The organism is Polynucleobacter rarus, from assembly GCF_003072505.1.
GTDB lineage: Bacteria > Pseudomonadota > Gammaproteobacteria > Burkholderiales > Burkholderiaceae > Polynucleobacter > Polynucleobacter rarus.
In genome coordinates this window covers 924601-950656 of sequence record NZ_NTGB01000001.1, presented here as the reverse complement: position 1 = coordinate 950656, position 26056 = coordinate 924601, and the positions used below count along the sequence as shown (strand labels likewise).

Here is a 26056-nt window from a genome sequence, read left to right as displayed (position 1 = left end):
CTTGGTCAATATTAAAAGAACTACGAGATGATTTTAAACGCTAAAAATCATTTTCTTTAATTTTTGTAGAGAAACATTTTGATTCACGATTAAAACACCTAACATGCTAATCACGGTACCAATAATAATCAGGATAGACAACTTCTCATCAAACAGAATCCAGGCCATCAGAGCAGTAGTTGGAGGGGTCAAATACATTAAACTACTTACCTTCGTCGCATTACCCTTTTGAATTAAAAGGAATAGTAAGGTCATTGCACCGATTGAAATACAGAGAATCCCCCAAAGTAATGCTCCAATCATTTGCACATTCCACTCAACCTGTCCTGTTTCAAAAAAATAAGCACCGATTGAAGCTAAAACAGCACTGGTAGCAAATTGAATCATTGAGCCGGTTCGCAAATCAAACTGAGGGCAAAATTTCTTTTGATAAATAGTCCCACCTGTAATGGCAATTAAAGCCACCACATTGAATAATAAGTTCATCATCGAGACGCCAGTGGTGTCAATCTTTGCATAAACCACTAAAAAAACTCCTAATAAACCTAGCATCAAACCAACCCACTGTGTTCGAGTCACTTTCTCGGCCAGTATGGATGCAAAAATAGCTGTTAGGATAGGTTGTAAACCAACAATCAGAGCAGATAAACCGGCAGGCATTCCATGTCTAACCGACAACCAAACGCCACCAAGATAAACAAACTGAATTAATGCACCAGCAACAACAATATGTCGGGCCTGTTGCCAAGAGGGCCATGGTGCTTTAAACCATAAAATAAAGGGAAAAAGGATGAATAGAACACCAACAAACCGCATTGCTAAAAAGGTCATTGGTTCAGAATAAGGCATGCCGTATTTAGCAATAATAAAACCCGTACTCCAAATAATAATAAATACTGGAGCAAACCAATTAGGATGTTTTATTTCCACAAATTTCCAATCGCTAGTTCAATCGTTTTTGTATGAATGGCAACAGTCTCTGTAATATCATGACCATAACCACCCGCCATCGCTACCGCAATGGGCAATGTTAACTCTTTGCACCAATCAAAGACTATTTGATCTCGCTGCGCAAGACCGGCCATCGATAGGTTTAAACGTCCTAATCGATCACCGATATAAGGGTCTGCGCCAGCTAAATAAATAACGAGATCAGGTTCAAAAGATTTTACTTGATGAAGTCCCCCTACTAAAGCGTCAAGATATAAAGTATCTGTACAACCATCTGCTAACGCAATATCTAAATCACTACTTTCCTTACGAAAAGGAAAGTTCTTTTCGCCATGCATTGAAAACGTAAAAACGCTCGTATCACTCTTTAAAATGGACGCAGTCCCATTACCTTGATGAACGTCTAAATCGACGATAGCTATCCTAGGCAAGCGATTCAGCTCAGGAAATTTTAATTGTTGCATTACCTTTGCAGCAATTGCAGCATCATTAAAAACACAAAAGCCACTACCTTTATCAGTATAGGCATGATGCGTACCGCCTGCTAAATTTGCTGAAACGCCTTGATCCCAGGCTGTTTGACAGGCGGCAATCGTTGCTCCCGCAGATCTTGCTGAGCGCACAACCATTTGGGGAGTCCATGGAAATCCAATCTCTCGCATTTGAGCATCCGTCAAGAGTCCATTAAAAACCGCCTCAACGTAGACTTCATCATGAACTAAGGTTATTTGATCTCTCGAAGCAAGAGGTGCCTCTAACAACTGCACTTGTACAAATTGCTCCACGGATTTACGCAGTAAAGCATATTTCTCCATAGGAAAACGATGCCCTTCTGGCAAAGGTAACACAAATTGATCTGTATAAAAAAGGGAGATTTTATGCAATGTCGATTAACTCTAATTGAAGTAGGAAAAGATGATTAGTAGAAATACTAAGTACTATTTTCCCATATCAAGACATTAAAGATCGCAAGCTGGTTATTTTTAGGATAAGATGAACTTCAACAGTTATATTTTTTTACAAGGGTTTTTGATGACGCTCACTCCAGAACAAATTAGTGCCTCAAACAAAGCGAATATGGAGACATTAAACAGTCTCTCTAAAAATGCCTTTGCTGGCCTTGAAAAACTATTAGAACTTAATTTACAGGTTGTTAAAACCGTCTTACAAGAACAATTAACTCACATTCAATCAACTGCAAATGTGAAGGATGCGCAAACCTTATTGATCATGCAAGCTCAATTTCTTCAGCCCTTTGCGGAAAAACTAAGTTCCTATAGTCAGCACCTTCAGAACATTAATTATGAGACCCAAACCGCGATTATGGAAACGGCTAATGCTGATATGAAGGATCGTTCTTCGAAAATCCAGAATCTAGTGAATGAAATTTCAATATCCATCCCAGGCAATGAGGATTTGATGGTCACAGCGCTAAAAAATGCCATTGCAAATGCCAATCAAGTCTATGAGTCTTCACAAAAAGCGATTAAACAGGTCATCGATATTTCGACTCAACAAACTAAAACGATGACGGATGCCGCCATCAAAGTAAGCGAAGAACTGTCAATCATTGCGAAACAAAAAACGCTTTAAACCTTCTCTAGATTACTGCGTCACTTCGAGTCGGATTTGGTGAGTCGTAATCGGTAATTGATCTTTTTCCCAAGGTCTTAGGCTGTTCCACTGTAAAACAAAAACTCCTGAGCAACTTGGCTTGATGACCCATTCTTGAAGACCGGGAGCTCCTACTAGGGGAATCGCCTGATTGGCTGAGTTTGGATCTCGCAAAAATTCTCCATCCTTTAATATCGATAAACAATTCACCGCCTTAGGTGGCAAAGATAAAGTCCAGCGGTATCCAGTAGAAGGATTACTTGGTACCTGAACTATCAGAGCGGACTGCCCAGTCAATAACACCCTCGAAATACCCGCTCCTAACTTAATCGGCCCCACTGGATTTGACAGAGTAGATTCTTGATTATCTGCCATCTGCACACATGAAGATAATAAAGTGATCAAGCAGATATAAATTTGTTTTCTCATACAGCTTTTTCGAGCATCTCTATCGCTTGTTTAACCACTAAACCTCGATAAATCAAATAAAAGCTAACCATCGTAAAAGCTGTGATAACAACAAGTTCAATCAGCATGGGCGATTTCATCACATAGAAATAAACATAAACGCCAAGAATAAAAAACACGATTCCAGCCAAGATGTTTGCCCACCATACAGAACTATTTTGTGTTAGATTTTGACTAAAGTTTTTAAAAGTTAAAACGTTCAACTTACCATTTTTTTCTTCACCACAAACCGAAATCTGATCACCATTCTTGATCAATACTTCTTTTGGGAATTCAGCATTGATTTGCTTTTCTCCCAGTCGAAATTGCGCAATATAGGTCGTCCTTGTATTCTCTTTGATCAACTGTTGATGAGGGTCGCCATCTTTACGAATCTCAATGGTTTGCTGGAAGTTTTGAACTATCCCCGAATAAACAGAAAGAGATTTCCCTGAAAAAATTTGTGGATTAATAAAGTTCACAATCACTCCTAACATGAGTAAAAAAAGACTTAAAACAATAACAAAAATTGGCTTAGATATTCCGATACTCATTTGATTTCAAGCTTTATGGGCTTACTGTTTTAATTGCAACACTTGCTAATTTGGCAGTTTCTCTTGCTTGGTCGGTATCATTGGCACTCGCCAACGTCACCCCCATTCGACGCTTCAGAAACGCTTCTGGTTTACCAAATAATCGAACCGCGACGCCGGGCAATGCTAACGCTTTTTCTAGGCCAGTAAAACCAATTCCTTTGACATCCATGCCACCATAAATAACGGAACTAGCGGCAGGCGTTTTCAAAGAAACGTCAACTGGCAAACCTAAAATTGCCTTTGCGTGTAGTTCAAACTCACTCTGAGTTTGACTTGCCAATGTTACAAGACCAGTATCATGAGGCCTTGGACTGACCTCAGAGAACCACACTTCATCGCCTTTAACAAATAACTCTACGCCGAAAATTCCTCTTCCACCGAGATTATCTGTAACTTTTTTGGCAATCTCTTGTGACTTTTGTCTTGCTTTCTTGGTCATTTGCATGGGCTGCCAACTTTCAACATAATCACCATTTTTTTGTACGTGACCTATCGGCTCACAAAAGGCAGTAACCGACTCACCATTCGCATCCAGAGTTCTCACCGTAAGTTGCGTAATTTCATAATCAAAATCAATTAATCCCTCCACAATGACTTTACCAGCATCAACCCGTCCAGCTGAGGCAGCATACTCCCAGGCCTTCACCACATCTTGTGGCCCGTCTAGTTTCGATTGACCCTTACCCGATGAAGACATTACTGGTTTGACAAAACATGGATAACCGATCCCTTGATCAATGGCTTGTTGCAACTCTTCCAAACTAGAAGCAAATTTAAATGGCGAAGTCGGCAAACCTAAATCCTCAGCCGCAAGCCTACGAATACCCTCACGGTTCATCGTTAAGAAAGTTGCACGTGCTTTTGGAATTACCTCCACAATGCCCTCAGCTTCTAGTTCTATGAGAGTTTGAGTCGCAATTGCCTCAATTTCTGGCACGATTAAATGGGGCTTTTCCTCTAAGACCAAGGCTCTGATTGCCATGCCATCTGTCATATCAATCACATGTGATCGATGCGCTACTTGATGACCTGGTGCATTCGGATAACGATCTACAGCAATCACTTCGATGCCGAGTCGTTGCAACTCAATAATCACTTCTTTACCTAGTTCACCGCAACCTAGCATCATGACTCTGATGGCGTTTGAGGTTAAAGGAGTTCCAATGATTGGAAAACGTGGATAGGAATAGGTAGACATAATATTACTCAAAAAAAAAGACATGGTTTATTTTCCCATGTCTTTGATTGTTTCCTGAAAATTTGATAACTGATTACGTTATTGAATCACTGAACACTTCTTATTTTTTTCTTACGGGTGGTAAGTCTGTACAAGAACCATGAGCGACTTCAGCAGCTAATCCAACAGACTCCCCTAAAGTTGGATGAGGATGAATTGTTTTACCGATATCGATAGCATCTGCGCCCATTTCAATCGCCAAACAAATTTCACCAATTAAATCACCTGCATTAGTACCGACAATGCCACCACCAATAATACGGTGGGTAGTTTCATCAAATAGCAGTTTTGTAAATCCTTCACTACGCCCGTTGGCAATCGCCCGACCACTTGCAGCCCATGGAAATAGACCTTTCGTGTAAGCAATACCTTTTTCTTTACATTGCTCTTCAGTAAGTCCTGCCCAAGCAACCTCAGGATCGGTATAAGCAACTGAAGGGATTTGTTTAACATCAAAGTAGGATTTCTCCCCATTGGCAGCTTCTGCTGCAACATGGCCCTCATGTACTGCCTTGTGGGCCAACATCGGCTGACCTACGAGATCACCAATTGCAAAAATATGTGGAACATTCGTTCTCATTTGCTGATCTACTGGAATAAAGCCACGCTCATCTACCATTACCCCTGCTTGATTTGCAGCAATTTTCTTACCATTTGGGGTTCTGCCTACCGCAACTAAGACTAAGTCATAACATTGGGGCTCTGACGGCGCCTTGTCCCCTTTAAAGTCTACCCAGATACCATCATCTTTAGCTATAGCAGAAGCAGCACTCGTTTTTAACATGACCTTGTTAAATCGTGGCAAGTTCATTTTTTCCCAAACTTTGACTAAATCTCTATCAGCGCCAGCCATCAGAGTATTAGACAACTCCACAATATCAATTTGAGAGCCTAAAGAACTATAGACGGTGGCCATTTCTAAACCAATAATTCCCCCACCAATAACTAACATGCGTTTAGGAATGGCTGAAAGTTTTAGGGCACCAGTACTATCTACAATGCGGGGATCGACAGGTAAGAACGGTAACACTACGGACTGGCTACCGGCAGCAATAATGGCTTTGTCAAATTTGATGACCTCTTTCTTAGAGGTCATGTCCCAGCCGGTTCCTTCAGTAAGGGTAACTTCTAAATGATGAGCATCTAAAAAAACACCAACGCCCCGAATCGTTTGTACTTTGCGAGCTTTGGCCATTCCAGCCAGCCCAGAAGTTAACTGTCCAATTACACCATCTTTGTGCGTCCTTAATGCATCTAAATCAATTTGTGGTTGACCATAAGAGATACCGTGCTTAGCCATCGACTTGACCTCTTCCATTACAGCCGCAGTGTGAAGTAAGGCTTTAGAGGGTATACAACCGACATTCAGACAAACACCACCCAAAGTAGCATAACGCTCGACTAGGATTGTTTTCATACCGAGGTCAGCGCCTCTAAATGCAGCACTATAACCACCGGGACCTGAACCCAACACTAACAACTGACAATCATGTTGAACGCTACCTTGGTATGCTCCAGCTTGAGGTGTAAAAACAGTAACTTGAGGAGTCGGTACAACCGGCTTGACAGGTTCTTTTTGCGTGGTATTTGGTGAAATGTTAGGAGCTGCTGCAGAAGAGGTAAGGGTTGGTTCAACATGGGCAACAACTGATCCCATACTGATTAAATCCCCCATCTTCACTTCAATAGATAGCACAGTTCCGTCCACGTCACTCGGCACTTCCATCGTTGCTTTATCAGACTCAAGAACAATTAAAGGCTGTTCTTTTTTAATCACATCCCCAACTTTGACCAATATTTCAATCACAGGTATCTCAGAGAAATCTCCGATATCAGGTACTTTAATAGCTAATGATTCCATCATCACTCCTTATAAGGTAACGCGACGGAAGTCACTTAATAGTTCAGCGATATAGGCGTTAAATCGCGTCGCAAGGGCTCCATCAATGACCCGATGATCTGCGGTTAGTGATAGAGGGCAAATTAATTTAGGATTAAATTGTTTACCATCCCAGATAGGTTTCATCGCTGCTTTACTGACACCTAAAATGGCTACTTCTGGAGCATTGATAATCGGTGCAAAATAAGTTCCACCGATGCCACCAACCGAGGAAATAGTAAAACAAGCTCCCTGCATTTGATCTGGCTTTAACTTACCATCTCTTGCTAATTTCGCGAGTTCGCTCGTTTCCTGAGCAATTTGCATGACACCTTTTTTATCAACGTCTTTAATCACTGGCACCACTAAACCATTTGGTGTGTCTGCTGCAAAACCTAAATGAAAGTATTTTTTAAGAATTAACTCGTCACCATCAAGTGAGCTATTAAACTCCGGATATTTCTTGAGTGCCTGGACACAGGCTTTCATTAAAAAGGCTAACAGAGTAACTTTCAAGCCTGATTTTTCATTGAGCTTATTCGTCTCAACTCGGAAGCTTTCTAAAAGAGTGATATCCGCATCTTCATGATAGGTTACCGCGGGTATCATCGCCCAATTACGAGAGAGATTTGCCGCTGAAATTTTTTGAATTCGAGATAAGGGTTTAGTCTCAATTTCACCAAATTTCTTAAAGTCGACCTTTGGCCATGGCAATAAATTCAAACCACTACCGCCGCTTACAGGGGCCGCAGCTGCTGTCTTAGGCGCAGAAAGAATTTGTTTAATAAAAATTCTAACGTCCTCTTGGGTAATTCTACCTTTCGGTCCAGTACCTTTAATTTGACTGATATCGGCACCCAACTCACGGGCATACTTGCGTACAGTTGGACTGGCATGGCTTATCGTCGCCCTAACGTCTGGCATTGAAGTAACTGAAGTCGCACTCTGCTGGGCCACAGAACTGACTGGCACTTGAGGGACCGGAGTTGGAGCGACAGTTGGTGCCGGTGAGGAAACTGCGCTTTGCGCAGTAGTGATTGCCTGAGTTACTGCAGGGATCAATGAACCGGAGGCTTCTAAAAGAACAACGACACTTCCTTCTGAAACCAAATCACCTAATTTCACCTTCACTTCTTTCACAACTCCTGAGGCTGAACTAGGTACATCCATTGTGGCCTTATCAGATTCCAAAGTGATCAAAGATTGTTCGGCTTTCACCACATCTCCAACCTTCACATGAATTTCAATGACAGGAATTTCTTTATAGTCGCCAATATCAGGTACCGAAACTACCGTCGCTTGCGGGGATACAGCAATACTTGGAGTTGGGGCTACCGAGTTTGTAGCTTTAGGAGTAGCTTCAATCGTTGAAGAACTAACAAGCTCTTCCAACACTAATACAACAGTGCCTTCAGAAACATTGTCGCCTAATTTGACACGTAACTCTTTAACAACCCCAGCTCCTGAACTTGGCACATCCATCGTCGCTTTATCTGACTCCAAGGTAACAATAGATTGCTCTGCCTTGACGGTATCACCGACCTTGACATGTATTTCGATAACAGGAATATCCTTGTAATCACCAATGTCAGGTACTTTAATTTCTAATAAATTCGTCATGACTTTCACTCCTTAAACGGACATTGGATTTGGTTTACTAGGATCTAACTCATATTTAGCAATTGCTTGTGCAACCACTTTGGCTTCCAACTTACCATCATCTACGAGTGCTTTTAAAGCTGCGACCGTAATCCACCGACGATCTACTTCAAAGAAATGTCTTAAGTTCTCACGTGTATCTGACCGCCCAAAGCCATCCGTACCAAGAACGGTATATCGTTTGCCAACTTGCTGAATCGCTGGTCGAATTTGTTCTGCAAAGGCACGAATATAATCGGTTGCAGCAACTACTGGACCCGCATGATCCTTCAAACAGGATTCAACATGGGATAAGACACTCGGCTGTGTTGGGTTCAATAAATTCGTTCTAGCAACTCTCTGAATATCTCTGCCTAACTCTGTAAAGCTCGGACAACCCCAAATATCAGCCGCAACTCCCCACTCTTCCAAAAGCATTTCTGAGGCAAAGATAACCTCTCTAAAAATGGTGCCACTACCTAATAATTGCACTTTCAATTTAGCTTTTGGAGTGCCAGTACTGGATAAATAATACATACCTTTAAGGATGTCTTGTTCAGCACCTTTAGGCATCGCAGGATGAGCGTAGTTCTCATTCATGAGAGTAATGTAATAGTAAACATCCTCCTGCTCAGTCAACATTCTGCGCATACCTTCTTGAATGACAACAGCAAGTTCAAAACTAAAACTTGGGTCATAACTTACGCAGTTGGGAATAGTTGCACTCCATAAATGACTATGACCATCTTCATGTTGCAAGCCTTCACCGTTCAGAGTTGTTCTACCAGCAGTTCCGCCGAGTAAAAAACCACGAGAGCGCATATCAGCGGCAGCCCAGGCTAAATCACCAATTCTCTGAAATCCAAACATGGAGTAGAAAATATAAAAAGGCAACATTGGGACGCCGTGGGTGGAGTAAGAAGTGGCAGCGGCTATCCAATCACACATAGCACCCGCCTCATTAATACCCTCTTGCAAAATTTGGCCAGTTTTATCTTCTTTATAAAACATTAATTGATCACGGTCTTGAGGCTCATATAACTGGCCGATATGACTCCAAATACCTAATTGGCGAAACATCCCTTCCATACCAAATGTTCTTGACTCATCAGGAACAATTGGTACTACGCGTTGTCCAATCTCTTTATCTTTGATGATCATATTTAGCATGCGTACAAAAGCCATCGTAGTAGAAATTTCACGACCTTCAACTGTTGCTTCACACAGCGCCGCAAAAGTTTCTAATTTCGGCACATTCATCGACTCCGCTTTTGAACGACGTTGCGGTAAATACCCCCCCAACTCCATTCGACGCGAACGCATGTACTCTAATTCAGGACTACCTTCAGCAAATTTAAGATAAGGGACGTTTTCTAAATCTTCGTCCTTAACAGGCAATTTAAAACGATCGCGGAAAGCTTTCACATCTTCCATGCCCATTTTTTTCTGTTGATGAGCAATATTCATCGCCTCACCAGAACTGCCCATGCCATAACCTTTAATTGTTTTAGCTAAAATTAATGTAGGTTGACCTTGATGGTTTGCGGCAGAGTGAAAAGCCGCGTATACCTTGTGTGGATCATGCCCGCCGCGGTTTAAGTTCCAAATATCCTCGTCTGACCAATCGGCTACTAATGCAGCGAGTTCTGGAGTGTTGAAAACTTTTGCTCTAACATAGGCCCCGTCTTTGGATTTAAGAGTTTGGTACTCTCCATCAACAATTTCGCCGAGCCTTTTCATTAAAATACCTTTTTTATCTCTTGCAAAAAGTGCATCCCAATGAGTACCCCAAACTACTTTGATAACGTTCCAGCCAGAACCTCTAAATTCTCTTTCTAATTCTTGGATAATGCTACTGTTACCACGGACAGGACCATCAAGTCTTTGTAAATTACAGTTAATCACAAAAATTAGATTGTCTAAATGCTCACGCCCAGCCATGCCAATAGCGCCTAATGATTCCGGCTCATCGGTTTCACCATCACCTAAAAAAGTCCAAACTTTACGGCCCGTAGTTTTAGCCAGTCCACGATCATCCATATACTTCATGAACCTAGCTTGATAAATAGCCATAATGGGACCTAGGCCCATTGAGACAGTTGGAAACTGCCAGAAATCAGGCATTAACCATGGATGCGGATAACTAGAAATACCTTTACCACCGACTTCCTGACGGAAATTATCGAGTTGCTCTTCTGTTAAACGCCCCAACATAAATGCTCTTGCGTAAACCCCAGGTGCAGAGTGACCTTGTACAAAAATCAAATCACCACCATGTTGCTCGGAGGGTGCATGCCAAAAATGGTTGTAACCGACGTCATAAAGTGTTGCTGCGGATTGAAATGAGGAAATATGCCCACCAACGTTGGTGGACTTATTGGCTCGTAATACCATTGCCATTGCATTCCAGCGCGTGTAAGAACGAATGGTATGTTCAATCTCTTGATCGCCAGGGATTCGAGCCTGTCTTTCTACAGGAATCGTGTTGATGTAAGGAGTTTCAGCATGGAAAGCTTGATCAACACCGTTGATTCTTGCGTAAGAAATTTGTTGATCAATTAAATAAGCGGCTCTCTCAGTTCCCTCGGCCTGAATTACCCCTTGCAGAGCCTCCAACCATTCCTTGGTTTCAAATGGGTCAATGTCAACTGATTGATTATTATTTACGCTCATTTGCTCTGGAATAGTAGCCATTTTAATCTCCATATTAAGTTATGTTTAAGTCTAAGTTTTGACATATAAAATTACAAGAACTATTTCACATTCCGAATTAATATTTTACATTGTGAAATTTAATAGCTAGCTAAAGATTTATTAGAAAAAACTTTTTTGTTGATGACTAATGGAGCAAAATATCAAACATGATATTCAAAAAGAAAACATTACGTCGATTCACATCGTGGTTCAAACCAGCTAAGTCGACGCAAATTTTCACGAATCAATCCGTAGATTATCTTTACACACCTATTATTGCAAGCATGCTGTTCATGGTTGCGATGTTCACTATTTTGTGGACACTGAATAATCAAGAAACTAAACAAGCAGAAATCACATTATTTCGCGATATTGATTATTCGGAGCAAAGAATACAAGTAAACTTTGATGAGAATGAAGAAGAGTTTTTAATCCTCAGTAAGGTTTTTACTGACAACATTTCAAATTCAACGATTGAGTTTTACCAACGAACTGGGGATTTATTATCTCGGCACACCGAGATTTTACAAATTAGAGCCATATCAACCGATAACGTCAGAACTCTGAAATACCCACTCAATGGTGGAGACGATTGGACAGATGCTCTAGAACATAAAAATAACGTTATAAAAAACTATCAAGAGACCCTTCAAGACGCTCTCAAATCAGGAAATGGTCAGTATGGAAAACTATTTAATCTAGAGCCTATCAGCTCAAATCAATCAATTAATCGTAACCGATCTTTGGTATTTTGGTACGTACAACCCACTACCATTTTTAGTTCAACAAATTACCACATTGCAGTCTTATACTCAATGCCTGCACTCCTATCTAAAATTATCCCTAAAGACATTTTGAGTCGCCATCGATTTTCGATCATTAATGAAAATGGGCGTCCAATCATTAGCTTGTCTGAAAAAAACCTTAACAAAATCCATGCCACCCATCAAATTCGCTTAATTAAGTTCCCTGAGAATATCTCACTGCAGGCTGAAAGTTACCCTTCTCCAAGTAATATCAACTATAAAATGTTGTATTGGCTGGTGATTGGTTTAAGTGCTTATGTTATTTGGAGCTTTTGGTCTATTTGGCGTCAAATGAAATCACGCCAAGATATTCAAAAGAACCTCATTCAAGAGACAAATTTTCGGCGAGCTATTGAGGAATCCAATCCAGTAGGTTTAAGAGTGCACGACATGGACGGAAGGATCAACTATGTCAACCCTGCCTTTTGCAAAATGGTCGGCTGGAGCGCAGATGAATTATATGGTAAATATCCTCCCTTTCCATTTTGGTCAAGTGTGGAAGAAGTAACAAATAATATGCTCAAACTTGATAATGCATTTAAAACTAAAACGGGGTCGATTGTAGGGATAGAAGCCACGATTACATCTAAAGCTGGCAAAAAAATTGCCGTAAGAAATTTTGTATCGCCAATGATTGATGCAAAAAATCGCCAAACTGGTTGGATTAATTCATTAATTGATATTTCTGAACCTCAAAGAATTCGAGAAGAGTTAGCAATTTCTCAACAACGATTTATAACAGTGCTTGAAGGTCTTGATGCTGCAATCTCCGTAATCAATCCTAAAAATGGGGAATTACTTTTCACCAACGGTCTATATCGTGAAATGTTTGGAAACTCTTCTGCAGCACACCTACAATTAATTGGTAATCCAGATGGAGTCATTTCGGATATATTAACCGAGGACGATAGTGTTGATGACTATGCGGGGATTCCATCCGCAATGCTGTTGCCGATTACAAGTGACTCTGAAGAGGTTCAATTGCCTAGTCTTAATGAAAATTGGTATGAAGTACGCCGAAGGTACATTCCATGGACGGATGGTGGCTTAGCTCAACTCTTGATTACAACCGACATTTCATCAAGAAAACTAGCTGAAGAGAACTTGAGAAATCAGGAGGAAAAACTTCAATTTTCTAGTCGTTTAACAACCATGGGAGAAATGGCCTCATCAATTGCTCATGAATTAAATCAACCACTTGCGGCCATTAATAACTATTGTATGGGCGTCATCACCAGAGTAAAAAATTATTCGGATCCAAACTTTCAATCTGAAATTTTACCAGCCCTTGAAAAAGCCTCCGCACAGGCACTTCGTGCTGGAACCATTATTCAAAGGATTAGAAACTTCGTAAAAAGAAGTGCTCCACAACGAATTATTTGTCGGATTGAGGATGTCGTTCAACAATCTGTCGAACTAGCCGAAATTGACGCGAAGAGATATAGCTTAGAAATTAGGTCACTAGTACCCAGCAATTTGCCAGATTATTATCTTGACCCAGTCCTCATTGAACAAGTCATCGTTAACTTACTGAAAAACGGAATTGACTCCATGCGCAGTTCAACTCCTCTTCACCTAAGATCTCTGGTAATACCCTTGCATTTAATTGTTGATTTAGATAAAAGTTCAGGTAATGAAATGTTACGTATTAGGATTATTGATAGCGGCCTAGGAATTCAACCAGCCGCCATTCCCCATATTTTTGAACCCTTTTACAGTACTAAGGCAGAAGGAATGGGCATGGGCTTAAACATTTGTCGATCCGTGATTGAATCCCATCAAGGTCGTCTTTATGTGGTGAATAATTCTGATATAGCAATTGAAGAAATCAATACGGAAACTTATTTACCAAAAGATAAAGGCTGTACTTTTGTTGTACTGCTTCCAATTGGTGTTCATAATTAGTATTATTTGTTACAAATCTTGCTGAATTATGTAAAGTCAATCATCTAGGTAGGTATTTTTTCTACCCAATTTCGAAAATCGTTTTAAACTAAGGGTAAATTTACTTTAAATCCTATAAATATGCCAACAAATGAAAAATCTCGAGAAATCATTTATGTAGTAGATGATGATGAAGCCGTTCGCGACTCCCTTAGCTGGTTACTAGAAAGCAATGGATATTTTGTTAAATGTTTTGGCAGTGCCGAACGTTTTTTACAAACAGTCATTGGTAACGAAAGAGAAGTCACCTCTTGTGCCATCCTTGACGTCCGAATGCCCGGAATGTCAGGCCTAGAATTACAAGAACATTTATTGGCAGAGTCGATTCCGATGCCAATCGCATTCATTACTGGACACGGCGATGTGACGATGGCAGTTTCAACCATGAAAAAAGGTGCCATTGATTTCATTGAAAAACCTTTCAATGAAAACGAGTTACACACCTTAGTTGAAAAAATGTTGGTTCAAGCTCGGTCCTCTTATAAAAATGCAAACTTACAAAAGAATAATCAAAACTTATTAAGTAAACTCACCAGCCGAGAAAGACAAGTCTTAGAAAGAATCGTGGCGGGTAGATTGAACAAGCAAATTGCCGATGACTTAACCATTTCTATCAAAACAGTGGAAGCACATCGAGCCAACATCATGGAAAAGTTAAATGTAAATACAGTAGCTGACTTACTTCGATTGGCTCTGTCTGAAAAAACCTCTTAATAATTAAAGTATGCCTGCAAAAATTTTAGATGGAAATGCCTTATCAAAACAACTTCGTACTCAAATTGCTACCAACTCTGCAATCTTAACGGCTAAAGGAACAAAGCCTGGATTAGCGGTAGTCTTAGTAGGAAACAATCCCGCTAGTCAAATTTACGTTAGAAATAAAATCAAAGCTTGCCACGATGCCAACATTCACTCGGAATTAATTTCCTTAAGTGAAAACGCGACTCAAGAAGAATTACTTTCTGTGATTCACGGGCTCAACGATAATTCATCGATTCATGGCATCCTAGTTCAGTTACCACTCCCCTCTCAGATTGATTCTCACGCTGTTCTAGAGTCCATTGATCCAGAAAAAGATGTTGATGGCTTTCATGTGGCGAATGCAGGGGCTTTAATGACCGGTAAACCATTATTTATTCCTTGTACACCATATGGTTGTATGAAAATGTTAGAGAGTATTGATTACCCAATTCGCGGGGCAAGAGCGGTCATTGTCGGTGCATCGAATATCGTTGGTAAGCCAATGGCAATGCTCCTTCTTCAAGCAGGTGCAACCGTAACTATTTGTAATAGTAAAACCAAAGATTTATCCGCTCATACCAGAGAAGCAGATATTTTAGTTGTGGCTACCGGTAAACCTAAAATGATTCTTGCACAAATGGTAAAGCCAGGAGCAGTCGTAATTGATGTTGGCATCAATCGTCTGCCGGATGGTAAGCTATGCGGTGACGTTGATTATGATGAAGTGAAATATGTTGCTGACTGGATCAGCCCTGTACCGGGTGGAGTCGGCCCCATGACCATTACCATGCTATTACAAAATACACTTGAAGCAGCACAACACTTTCACCAGAAAAAATAATCCATATGCACAACCCGTTATTATCAATTGGGCGGGATGTACCTGCCTATAATCAAATCCTACCTGAGCATATTCAGCCAGCGATCAATACCCTACTTACCAATGCCTATCAGGTTTTAAAAGAAATCGAAAATCTTCAAGATGTTCCAAGCTGGGCGAATTTGATTGAACCATTGGAAGATGTGAACGAATCTCTGGGGCGTGCATGGGGGGTTGTAAACCATTTAACCAGTGTTATTGATTCACCTGAGTTACGAACTGCTCACGCTGCCATGATCCCAGAGGTAACGGCGTTTAGTAGTTACTTCTCACAAAATTTAAATATCTTTGAAAAAGTTAAAAATCTCAAAAACTCCTCTGAGTGGCCGACACTCAGCATGGCGCAACAAAAAAGTATCAACAATACCATTCGAGATTTCCAATTAGGTGGTGCAGAGTTAGCCGATAATTTGAAACCTATATTTGCCAAAAATTCGGAGAATCAAGCAAATGCTTCTAAGGAATTTTCTGATCACGTGTTAGATGCAACGGATCAATTTATCCATGTCGTCACAAACAAGGATGAGCTTGCTGGCTTACCAGAGGATATTTTAGCTGCAGCCAAGGAGTTTGCAACTGAGAAAGGCTTCGAAGGATGGGCCTTTAGTCTTAAATTTCCCTCTTATTTTCCAGTACAACAGCTCGCTCAAAACCGTCCCCTTCGGCAAACACTTTATCAAGCCTATGTCACAAGGGCTTCAGAATTAGGTCCTGAGTATGGCCAAGGAAAAGCCGAATGGGATAACACTCAATTAATGTTAAAAATATTGAGCTTACGGCAAGAAGAAGCTCAACTTCTTGGCTACCCAAGCTACGCTGCATTAAGTCTAGTTCCAAAGATGGCGCAAGATGTTGATCAGGTTAGAAAGTTCTTAAGTGAGTTTGCCACCAGAGCCCATCCGAAGGCGCTATTAGACCTCGAAGAATTATCGGCGTTTGCCAAATCAAAATTGAACATAGAGTCCTTAGAGCCATGGGATGTTGCTTTTGTTTCAGAGGCTTTGAAAGAAGAAAAGTATTTATTTTCTGAAAATGAAGTCAAACAATACTTCCCAATTGATCAAGTTTTAGCTGGACTTTTTAATGTAATTGAAACGGTTTTACAAATTAAGATAGAAGCGTTTGACCTACCCAAATGGCATGAAGATGTTAAATCCTTTCAAGTGCGCAATGAGCATGGAGAAATTGTTGCCTACTTTTATTTAGATGCTTATGCTAGAGCTGGTAAGCGTGGCGGTGCATGGATGGATGATGCCAGAGGTCGTAAACTGCTGAGTAATGGTGTAATTCAAACTCCGATTGCTTATTTAGTCTGCAATTTTCCAGCTCCTTTAAAATTAGCAGATGGGGTATTTAAACCTGCGACGATCTCGCATGATGATGTGATTACCCTCTTCCATGAATTTGGTCATGGGCTCCATCATATGTTGACAAAAGTTGATACGCTTGGCGTATCGGGTATTAACGGGGTTGAGTGGGATGCCGTTGAATTACCTAGCCAGTTTATGGAAAATTTCTGTTGGGATTATGAGGTTATCTCAAAACTTTCAAAGCATGTTCAAACAGGTGAAAAATTACCAAAAGATTTATTTGCCAAAATGAATGCTGCTAAAAACTTTCAAAATGGTTTATTCACACTCAGACAAATGGTGTTTGCGATATTTGACTGGGAATTGCACGCGTCCTTTGAACCAAACAAGCAACAAGCCTCTGATATCTTAGCCTTAGCCAAAGAGATCAACGCGAGGATACATGTAATGCCACAATCAGATTTATCGCGTTGGCCAAATACTTTTAGCCATATTTTTTCTGGTGGATATGCAGCTGGCTACTATAGTTACAAATGGGCTGAGGTTTTATCAGCTGATGCCTTTGCAGCCTTTGAAGAGCAAGCATCAACTGTTGGCTCGGTGTTAAATTCTGAAGTCGGCATTCGTTACCGCCATGAAATTTTAGAAGTTGGTGGAAGTCGTTCTGCAACAGAGTCCTTTGCCGCCTTTAGGGGTAGAGCACCCTCAATTGATGCCCTACTGCGACACGGCGGTTTGCTTGCCTTGAATGAAGGATTACCACGTTGAACCAATACCGAATTGCTACTTGGAATGTGAACTCCATCAAGGTGAGACTTCCTCATCTTTTAAATTGGCTTGCCCAACAGGCGGCAAAAAACGAAGCGATTGATATTATTGGACTACAAGAACTGAAGTTGACTGAGGATAAGTTTCCGTTTGATGAGTTAGAGAAAGCCGGTTATTACAGTCTTGTTGCAGGTCAAAAAACCTATAATGGAGTTGCTGTTCTAGTCCGTAAAGAAGCACTCTCACTCGTCACACAAAACCCTGAGACTGCGTTCTTAGATTTTCAAAAAAATATCCCTGGATTCGTTGATGAGCAACAGAGGTTAATTGCTGCCACAATTCATTTAAAAAACACTCAACCTTTACGATTTATCTGCGGATATTTCCCCAATGGTCAAGCTGTTGGGTCAGAGAAATTTAGTTATAAATTAAGCTGGTTGGAAGCACTACAGAATTATTTACAGAGCCAATTAAATGCTTACGACAGACTATTACTCGTTGGCGACTATAACATTGCTCCAAAAGATCAAGATGTACACGATCCTGCAGCATGGGTTGGTCAAAACTTAGTATCCGATGAAGAGCGAAAATACTTTTTTAATATGGAAGCAATGGGACTGATCGATAGTTACCGACTGTTTGATCAAGCTCCGAAATCTTTTAGTTGGTGGGACTATCGTATGATGGGATTTCGCCGAAATGCTGGTATGCGAATAGACCATATCTTAATCAGTCCGGCCTTAAAAGAAAAAGCCCTTGCTTGTACCATTGATAAGATACCTAGAACATGGGAACAACCGTCAGATCATGCTCCAGTAATCATTACTATCAACCAGTAGTCAATTTACGACTCGGACAATAAAAAATTACGGCTCAAAAAATTACCGCACTAAAGGCGGTAATTTTTCACTCATAAACCAATCATCATTTACCGAGTTACAAACAGGTATTTTCGGCAAAAAATATTGATACTAAAGGATATTTAATTCTTGAACCTTGCGAGTAATGGTATTGCGACCAATCCCTAAACGCTCCGCTGCCTCTACTTTTCTGCCTCTGGTAACTTCAAGCGCAGTTTCAATCAAGGATTTTTCAAATTTATTCAATAACTCTTGATAAATACCTTCGTTATTTGCCTCTAACATTTTTTTTGCTACCGTCTTTAAGCCACTTTCCCAGGATGAAGAGCTACTCGGTTGAATCACTTGTTTAGGAATCGCTGCTACAGGAATAATGTTTTCAGGATTGACATAGTCTAATGAATTGACTGAGGAATTTGTTGGAGTAAATTGATGAAAATCCTTTGGAAGGTCTTTTGGCATAATTTCTTGAGCAGAAACCATCACTGTTAAACGGTGACAAATATTTTGTAGCTCACGAACGTTTCCAGGAAGTTGCATCATGGAAAGAATATCTAAAGTTAAGGGATTTAAAATCTTCGGTTTTACATTTAATTCTCGAGCACTCATCATTAAAAAATGTTGCGTCAAAATTGGAATATCCTCTTTTCTTTCGCGTAAAGCTGGCAAACGAAGGCGGATCACATTAAGTCGATGAAACAAGTCTTCTCTAAACTGACCGCTGGCAACTAAGGCCTCTAAATTTTTAAAACTAGAGGCAATAAATCGGACATTACACTTCAGTTCTTGCTGACCACCAATTCGGTGAAATCGACCATCTTCAATTAGTCGTAGTAAAGTGCCCTGCAATTCAAGCGGCAAATCCCCTACCTCATCCAAAAACAGAGTACCACCATCTGCTTGTTCAAAACAACCCCGCTTCATGGTTGCTGCATTGGCAAATGCCCCACGCTCGTATCCAAATAACTCAGCTTCAATTGAATCTTTTGAAATTTTTGCTAAATTAAATTCAATAAAGGGTGCGGAAGAACGATCACCGTGGCGATGTAATGCTCTGGCAACTAATTCTTTACCAGTGCCAGATTCACCCGTAATCAAAATACTGGCATTGGACTGAGCAAGTCGGCCAACTGCTCTGAAAATCTCTTGCATCGAAGGTGCTTGTCCAATCAGTTCGGTTGGCATGGAACTGCTTGCTACCATATTAGGAGCAAATTGCGTTTTAACCACTTCTAAACTAATACTTTCATTGACCGCACGCGTGATGAGAGCAATCACTTCACCAATATCAAAGGGCTTCGTAATATATTCAAATGCACCACCTTGAAATGCAGAAACAGCTGACTCCATATCAGAGAAGGCAGTCATGATGATGACTGGAATCTTAGGAAAGTCCTGTTTTATCTGTTGAAGCAAAGTGATACCACTACCCTTAGGCATACGAATATCTGAAATAATGACTTGGGGCTTTTCTTTTTCTAATAGATCTAAAACATCATCTGGGTTAGAAAAACTTTTAAAGGGAATTCCTTCTCTTGCTAAAGACTTTTCTAAAACCCAACGTATAGATTGATCATCATCTACAATCCAGACCGCTCTCATTATGAACTCCTTGAATCAATACTTGTTATGAAATCTGCAGAGGTATACGGAATTTGTATATGAAATTCCGTCTTACCAGGAACACTTTGAACGCTAATAAACCCTCCGTGCATCTGCACAAATGACTGGGCAAGAGTCAGACCCAAACCACTGCCAGAGGCTCTCCCAGACACTAAAGGTAGAAAAACATGATCAATGATCTCAGGGGGTATTCCCGGTCCGTTGTCAATGACATGAATATTAAGAGCGAGCTTAAAACGTTTTTTTGCAATCGTAATATTTCTTGAAATACTCGTTTGAAGCTGTATCAACGCATCACCTTCTTTTATACGATCTTCAAGTATTTGAGCTGCATTGTGCACAATATTCAAAACGGCTTGAATCAATAATTCTTTATCACCCACAAAGTCCGGCATACTAACGTCATAGAAACGAGTAATGTTTAAGCCTTTCGGAAACTCGGCAAGCACAACGCTGCGAACTCGCTCTAAAACCTCATGAATATTGACTTCGCTAACTTGCTTTTGCTTTTTTTGTGGTGCCAAGAGGCGTTCAACCAAGAGTTGTAAGCGGTCAACCTCTTTAATCATTACCTTGGTATATTCTTTTAAGGAAGGATCTGGTAATTCGTAATCTAGCAACTGCGCAGCGCCCTTAATCCCACCCAAGGGATTTTTAATTTCATGGGCTAAATTTCTCATTAAATCTTTATTTGCCCTTGCTTGCATCATTAAACGTTCTTCCAGAGCACTCTTATTGCGTTGATCAATTTCAAACCATTCCATTAAAAATAAATCTGCACCTTCTAAATTCGAAAGGATGAGGTAAGCCTTACATTCCTTTTGATCTAAACGAAGGGAACCAACACCTAACAAAATATCAACGCGCTGCGTAATTCCTGTTCTTTGAAATAACTCGAGGGATTCATAAAATGGCCCATCATCACCAAACAAATCTCTCAATTCACACCCTACAAATGACTTTCTCGAAGATTTAAAAAAGACTTCAGCTGCCGTATTCGCATAAATGACAGCTAAGGTACTCTTATCAACGATAAGTACCGAGTTTGGCATCTGATCGAGTGCCTCTTGAGGATTAAAAAGGGCAGCCGAAGCTGCCCTAGTCGGTATCATGCGCATGGGCGCTTATTTCTTAAATTAGAGTGAATAATACATTTCAAACTCAATTGGATGAGTCGTCATACGGAAACGTGTGACTTCTTCCATTTTGAGGGCAATATAAGCATCAATCATTGAGTCAGTGAAAACACCACCACGCGTTAAGAACTCGCGATCCTTATCAAGATGCTCTAAAGCTTGATCCAAACTGCTACAAACCGTTGGGATTAATGCATCTTCTTCAGGTGGCAAATCATACAAGTTTTTATCAGCTGCTTCACCTGGATGAATCTTGTTTTGAACGCCGTCAAGACCAGCCATCAACAATGCTGAGAAAGCCAAGTATGGGTTTGCAAGTGGATCTGGGAAACGTGTTTCAATACGACGACCCTTAGGATTAGATACGTAAGGGATACGAATTGAAGCAGAACGGTTACGAGCAGAGTAAGCAAGTTTCACTGGAGCTTCAAAACCAGGCACTAAACGCTTATATGAGTTTGTTCCTGGGTTTGTAATTGCATTCAATGCACGTGCATGCTTGATGATGCCGCCGATGTAATACAAAGCAAACTCAGACAAGCCAGCATAACCATTACCAGCAAAAAGATTGATACCATCTTTCCAAACTGACTGGTGAACGTGCATACCTGAACCGTTATCACCAACTACTGGTTTTGGCATGAATGTTGCAGTTTTGCCGTACTGATGAGCAACGTTATGAACAATGTATTTCTGGAGGATTGTCCAGTCAGCACGTTGTACTAAAGTACTAAATTTTGTACCTAATTCGTTTTGACCTTGACCAGCAACTTCGTGGTGATGCACTTCAACAGGAATACCAACTGATTCTAAAATTAAACACATTTCAGAACGCATATCTTGGAATGTATCTAATGGAGCAACTGGGAAATAACCGCCTTTTTTACCTGGACGATGACCAGTATTACCACCTTCGATTTCCAAGCCAGATGACCATGGAGCCTCTTCAGATTGAATCTTAACGAAAGAACCTTGCATATCAGTATTCCACTGAACGCCATCAAAAATAAAGAATTCTGGCTCTGGACCAAAGTAAGCTGTATCACCTAAACCAGTGCTCTTTAAGTATGCTTCACAACGTTTAGCAATAGAACGTGGGTCACGGTCGTAACCTTTACCATCTGAAGGCTCAACTACATCACATGTTAAAACAAGGGTAGGCTCTTCATAAAATGGATCAATGTAAGCAGTAGTCGGATCTGGCATCAACAACATGTCAGATGCTTCAATACCTTTCCAGCCAGCAATAGATGAACCATCAAAAGCATGACCACTTTCAAATTTATCTTCATCAAATACTGAAACAGGAACGGAGACGTGCTGCTCTTTACCTTTGGTATCTGTAAAACGGAAATCAACAAAAGTGATTTCTTTGTCTTTTACAAGCTTTAAAACATCTGCAACTGCTTTACTCATTTAATTCTCCTAAAACATTAAAACTAGGTTAAATAATTCTTAATCTATTAAAACAAATTAAGGTTTTGCTTAAAACTCCTCAAGCACTATTATCGTGCATATTTAAAATCATGCCCCAAAATCGTACCTACCTCACTACTCAATGTCATACGTAACAGAATTTAATGCCTCAACCCCATTACGTAGTTCAATTAAAGCTTTTTCAACTGCTTCACTATTACCTTTAACACCTAATTCGATATGACGTGTAGCGTAAATACCGCCCCGAGATGGATCGCCTAGGGAAGGTAAGCTAAATACTTTAATCCCCGGAAAAGCAGCCTCAATTTGCTCCATCACTGGAGTAATCGTCGCTTCTATAGCGCCCTGAACGATAAAACTCTTTTCAACATAATCATTTTGATGAAATAAATCACTATAAAAGGTATCTAATACCCAAGTCATCATTGGATCTGCCATCACTGGAAAACCGGGCATAAAATAATGCTCACGAATATAAAAACCTGGAATTTTGTTATAAACGTTGGGAATAATGTTACTACCGACCGGAAACTCCCCCATCTTAAAGCGATGTTGGTTACCTGGGGAGGATAAATCAGCTTTGACTGGATCACCCTCTGCCATATCAATAATTCTTTGTCCAATTAAATCCTTTGCTTCAGGATGCAAAGCAAGTTCTAAACCCAAAGCTTTGGCAACACAGGCTCTAGTATGATCATCTGGCGTAGCGCCAATACCTCCAGTACTAAACACAATATCTGTACTAGCAAAAGTACGCTGGAGTGTTTCAACAATCCGTGTTGGATCGTCCCCAATATACTCAGCCCAAGATAACTGCAAGCCCCTAGCCGATAGATGCTCGACTAACTTAGGTAGGTGTTTATCAGTTCTACGACCTGACAGGATCTCATCACCAACGACGATTAATCCAATTTTTTTTAATGCATTACTCAAAGACTTTCTCCTCTTAACTGTCGATCAACCCTTAAAGCGAACAATAAATAATGACCAAACCACAATGATACAAATATAAAAATTAAAGAATACACCCACATCATAAACAAAGAAACAAACGGGAATAAGATTAAAACAAATACAGAAGATAACCAGAAAAAGCTAGGGACGGCCCCAAGCAATCCAGACAGTATTCCAATCAATAACAAACCATAACGTCGTTCCTCACAAATTTTAATTCGCTCAGCCTTTTCCGCATGAATTGATAACAAATCGTAACTCATTAACCTCGCCGTTAACCAACCCCAAATACAAGGGGGAATGAGCGAAAACAAAGGTGGTATCCACCACAAAGGAAAAGATAGCGTCAATAGTAATAAAGCTAACACGCTTAAACCAAGCGTATTCCAAAGACTTCCTAAAAAAGATCCCCCCTTACCCCTGCGAAGACCCTGATAATATTTTTGTTGCTCCAAAAGAGTCACAACTGCAGTCATTGAGGTATAGGAAATAATTACGATTAAAGTAATAATAATGAATGGCATCAAAATAATTGCCGTCAAATAAGGGCTCATGATCGCTCTCACCCCCTCCCAACCAACGCTAGTCAAGACTTTACTGATCCAACCAGACAACCAAGATTGGGTGATGATTAACTTAGTCCAATCTAATAAGGGATTCCAAGTAAACCAAAGAATGATGGACCAAAAAATCGCCGTTAACAAAAAGGGACGAAAAGATAACCACAATACTTTAGGTTTTAAGATGTCTCTGCAGGCAAATAAAAAGGCACGAACGATATCATTCATAGGGCATCCTGCCGAGAAAAAGCCCTTTTCAATGACTCGATACTATTGCGCAGAAATTGAATTTGTTGGATAAATGGGTTATTGGAAGGAACAATAGAGTCCACTCCAGTAGGATGATAGGAATTGTCAAAAATAGCGGTTTGAAACAAAAGATCCCACCAAGGAAACAGAACCCCAAAGTTACAACCTCCAAGCACACCAGGCTTCCCTGGCAACTCGTAACCCAAGCGCATGGCATGATGATATCGATGAAAGCTAGGGGTCACAATGAGGTATTTTAAAAAATGAAATTGATACACATAATAACCATGCTGCCAACTTTGGATTAAATGGCTCAATGCCACAAGCAAGATGAACTGACTCGGTTCGATACCAATCACTAAGGCAACTGTGGAAAATACAAACGCCTTCAATACGTCATCAATCAAATGATTGCGATTATCAGTCCATACAGTCATGTGTCGCTGACTATGATGTAAAGCATGTAATTGCCACCACCAACTAAAACGATGCGAGACCCGGTGGTACAAGTAATCCACAAAATCAAGAATAATTAAATAAATGATAAAACTCAGAAGTGGTGTAGCGTTGATACTCGGTAAAATATTTTCCAAGTTCAGTCTTTCAAAACGCACATCATGTAAGGAGGAACCAATCTTAATGAATAGTGGATTGAGGGTAAAAAAGAACAGTAACTGAATCAAGCCCAAACGATGAATGAAACAATAAAAAATATCTGAACTAATTGCTGCTTTACCCGAATAACCGCTCTTAGACAGCCCCTCTTCCTTGGCCTCCGCTGGTCTAAGAATAAAGGCAATGATGGTAATTTGGAAAACACCCAACAGGAACCAATCTACTGCAAGGGTACTATCTTCCACATAGCTCATCCAATCCAACTGAAAAAAAATGGGCAAAATGAGGTTTTGCATTAACCATTCATGTAAATCATCGTAAAGATTCATCAAAATGTTTCCCCAATTTTTCTAAAACAAAAACCTTTACTCTTCAATCCAATGATTAAAGGTTCTAACACTGCTGGGGCCCATGGATCTTTGCGCGACCAGATTCCTAGATGTGCCATGGTTATATTATCTTTTTCTAGAGAATTTAAAGCGCGATTCAGTAAAAAAGTATTCGGAAAATCTGTCGAAGAGAGCTCATCGCCTAAAAAACCAGTTTTTGACCAGCCAATATGTCGATAACCGCAAATATCCCCAAACTGCACGAGACGAGGAGATGTTTTACCTCCCGGAGCTCGCCAAATTCTACTTAATGCCTTGCCAGTTAGTTCTTGAAAGCGTTGGTCTACATTTTTGATTTGTTGACAAAATTGCACATTCTTCATTTGAATATTACGACCAGCATCAGGACCAAATTGCGACTTTACCAACACGCTGTCTGTACCAACATCTTTTTGCCAATAGGTATGGTTTAAGGTATGACTACCAAAGGCATGACCCTCTTCGACTAAAGTATTCCAGAAACCCTTCCAAGAATCATCTAATGCGTAATCATTTCGAAAGGTTTTCTCATTTGCTAAGAAAAAAGTTGCTTTCACTTGCTGTTTTCGCAATATGTCAGCAACTTGCTCAGCTACTGACATATTGCCTGTATCAAAAGTTAAATAGATATTTTTACTACATGCATTTGCCGCGAAAGCAGGTAATGAGAGGGAGAAAAAAATCATTAAAGCTATGCAATATGATTTTACAAACCAATTCAAATACGCCTGGATTGAATCCATTTGATA

General features: G+C 40.3%; 21 protein-coding genes. 6 read left to right on the top strand and 15 right to left on the bottom strand.

The annotated features are described in order from the left end of the window. Positions 1–33: 33 nt before the first annotated feature. On the bottom strand, positions 34–930 hold the full coding sequence (locus AOC35_RS04405) for a DMT family transporter (RefSeq protein ID WP_245898424.1): 897 nt from the start codon (positions 928–930) through the stop codon (positions 34–36). Continuing rightward, positions 921–1826, bottom strand: a complete 906-nt coding sequence (locus tag AOC35_RS04400) for a histone deacetylase family protein (protein WP_245898550.1) — start codon at positions 1824–1826, stop codon at positions 921–923. The genes AOC35_RS04405 and AOC35_RS04400 overlap by 10 nt, the downstream gene beginning before the upstream one ends. A 157-nt stretch (positions 1827–1983) precedes the next feature. Between AOC35_RS04400 and AOC35_RS04395 the strand changes: the two genes are divergently transcribed. Continuing rightward, positions 1984–2544, top strand: a complete 561-nt coding sequence (locus AOC35_RS04395; protein WP_159077475.1) for a phasin family protein — start codon at positions 1984–1986, stop codon at positions 2542–2544. Between the two features lie 12 nt (positions 2545–2556). On the opposite strand, the gene AOC35_RS04390 is transcribed toward AOC35_RS04395, so the two are convergent. The 6 genes from AOC35_RS04390 to aceE all read right to left on the bottom strand — a co-directional run bounded on the left by AOC35_RS04390 (position 2557) and on the right by aceE (position 11056). Continuing rightward, positions 2557–2940 (bottom strand): protease inhibitor I42 family protein, encoded by a 384-nt coding sequence (locus AOC35_RS04390; protein ID WP_159077474.1) that lies wholly within the window; start codon positions 2938–2940, stop codon positions 2557–2559. 50 nt (positions 2941–2990) lie between these two features. After that, the gene (locus tag AOC35_RS04385; protein WP_108645945.1) at positions 2991–3566 is read right to left on the bottom strand and encodes a hypothetical protein; all 576 of its coding nucleotides are present in this window, start codon (positions 3564–3566) and stop codon (positions 2991–2993) included. Positions 3567–3579: 13 nt separating this feature from the next. Next, complete coding sequence (purT, locus tag AOC35_RS04380) at positions 3580–4806, bottom strand: formate-dependent phosphoribosylglycinamide formyltransferase (RefSeq protein WP_108648712.1); 1227 nt, start codon at positions 4804–4806, stop codon at positions 3580–3582. 100 nt (positions 4807–4906) lie between these two features. Next, positions 4907–6706, bottom strand: a complete 1800-nt coding sequence (lpdA, locus tag AOC35_RS04375; protein WP_108645944.1) for a dihydrolipoyl dehydrogenase — start codon at positions 6704–6706, stop codon at positions 4907–4909. Positions 6707–6715: 9 nt separating this feature from the next. Beyond that, positions 6716–8344 (bottom strand): dihydrolipoyllysine-residue acetyltransferase, encoded by a 1629-nt coding sequence (gene aceF, locus AOC35_RS04370; RefSeq protein ID WP_108645943.1) that lies wholly within the window; start codon positions 8342–8344, stop codon positions 6716–6718. Between the two features lie 12 nt (positions 8345–8356). After that, positions 8357–11056: a pyruvate dehydrogenase (acetyl-transferring), homodimeric type gene (gene aceE, locus AOC35_RS04365; protein WP_108645942.1), complete on the bottom strand. Its 2700-nt coding sequence runs from the start codon at positions 11054–11056 to the stop codon at positions 8357–8359. A gap of 167 nt (positions 11057–11223) precedes the next feature. Here aceE and AOC35_RS04360 point away from each other — a divergent pair, with 167 nt between their 5' ends. The 5 genes from AOC35_RS04360 to xth all read left to right on the top strand — a co-directional run bounded on the left by AOC35_RS04360 (position 11224) and on the right by xth (position 18344). Then, positions 11224–13767 (top strand): sensor histidine kinase, encoded by a 2544-nt coding sequence (locus tag AOC35_RS04360; RefSeq protein WP_108645941.1) that lies wholly within the window; start codon positions 11224–11226, stop codon positions 13765–13767. 120 nt (positions 13768–13887) lie between these two features. Then, on the top strand, positions 13888–14520 hold the full coding sequence (locus AOC35_RS04355) for a response regulator transcription factor (protein WP_108645940.1): 633 nt from the start codon (positions 13888–13890) through the stop codon (positions 14518–14520). A gap of 10 nt (positions 14521–14530) precedes the next feature. Next, positions 14531–15388, top strand: coding sequence for a bifunctional methylenetetrahydrofolate dehydrogenase/methenyltetrahydrofolate cyclohydrolase FolD (folD, locus tag AOC35_RS04350; RefSeq protein WP_108645939.1), 858 nt, complete (start codon positions 14531–14533; stop codon positions 15386–15388). Between the two features lie 5 nt (positions 15389–15393). Beyond that, positions 15394–17505, top strand: coding sequence for a M3 family metallopeptidase (locus AOC35_RS04345; RefSeq protein WP_108645938.1), 2112 nt, complete (start codon positions 15394–15396; stop codon positions 17503–17505). Further along, positions 17502–18344, top strand: coding sequence for an exodeoxyribonuclease III (xth, locus tag AOC35_RS04340; RefSeq protein WP_108645937.1), 843 nt, complete (start codon positions 17502–17504; stop codon positions 18342–18344). The genes AOC35_RS04345 and xth overlap by 4 nt, the downstream gene beginning before the upstream one ends. 132 nt (positions 18345–18476) lie before the next feature. Here the strand turns inward: xth and ntrC are convergent, their stop codons facing one another. The 7 genes from ntrC to AOC35_RS04305 form a co-directional block, all read right to left on the bottom strand. Further along, positions 18477–19967 (bottom strand): nitrogen regulation protein NR(I), encoded by a 1491-nt coding sequence (gene ntrC, locus AOC35_RS04335; RefSeq protein ID WP_108645936.1) that lies wholly within the window; start codon positions 19965–19967, stop codon positions 18477–18479. After that, positions 19967–21106: a nitrogen regulation protein NR(II) gene (glnL, locus tag AOC35_RS04330; RefSeq protein ID WP_108645935.1), complete on the bottom strand. Its 1140-nt coding sequence runs from the start codon at positions 21104–21106 to the stop codon at positions 19967–19969. The genes ntrC and glnL overlap by 1 nt, the downstream gene beginning before the upstream one ends. 18 nt (positions 21107–21124) lie before the next feature. After that, positions 21125–22540, bottom strand: coding sequence for a type I glutamate--ammonia ligase (gene glnA, locus AOC35_RS04325; RefSeq protein WP_108645934.1), 1416 nt, complete (start codon positions 22538–22540; stop codon positions 21125–21127). 135 nt (positions 22541–22675) lie between these two features. Next, the gene (locus AOC35_RS04320) at positions 22676–23494 is read right to left on the bottom strand and encodes a competence/damage-inducible protein A (RefSeq protein WP_245898423.1); all 819 of its coding nucleotides are present in this window, start codon (positions 23492–23494) and stop codon (positions 22676–22678) included. Then, positions 23491–24303 carry an EI24 domain-containing protein gene (locus tag AOC35_RS04315; protein ID WP_108645933.1) on the bottom strand — a complete coding sequence of 271 codons (813 nt, stop codon included), beginning with the start codon at positions 24301–24303 and terminating at the stop codon, positions 23491–23493. The genes AOC35_RS04320 and AOC35_RS04315 overlap by 4 nt, the downstream gene beginning before the upstream one ends. Next, positions 24300–25268, bottom strand: a complete 969-nt coding sequence (locus AOC35_RS04310) for a sterol desaturase family protein (protein WP_108645932.1) — start codon at positions 25266–25268, stop codon at positions 24300–24302. Before AOC35_RS04310 ends, AOC35_RS04315 begins: the two co-directional genes overlap by 4 nt. Next, on the bottom strand, positions 25268–26050 hold the full coding sequence (locus tag AOC35_RS04305; RefSeq protein ID WP_108648710.1) for a polysaccharide deacetylase family protein: 783 nt from the start codon (positions 26048–26050) through the stop codon (positions 25268–25270). The genes AOC35_RS04310 and AOC35_RS04305 overlap by 1 nt, the downstream gene beginning before the upstream one ends. Positions 26051–26056 lie beyond the last annotated feature (6 nt).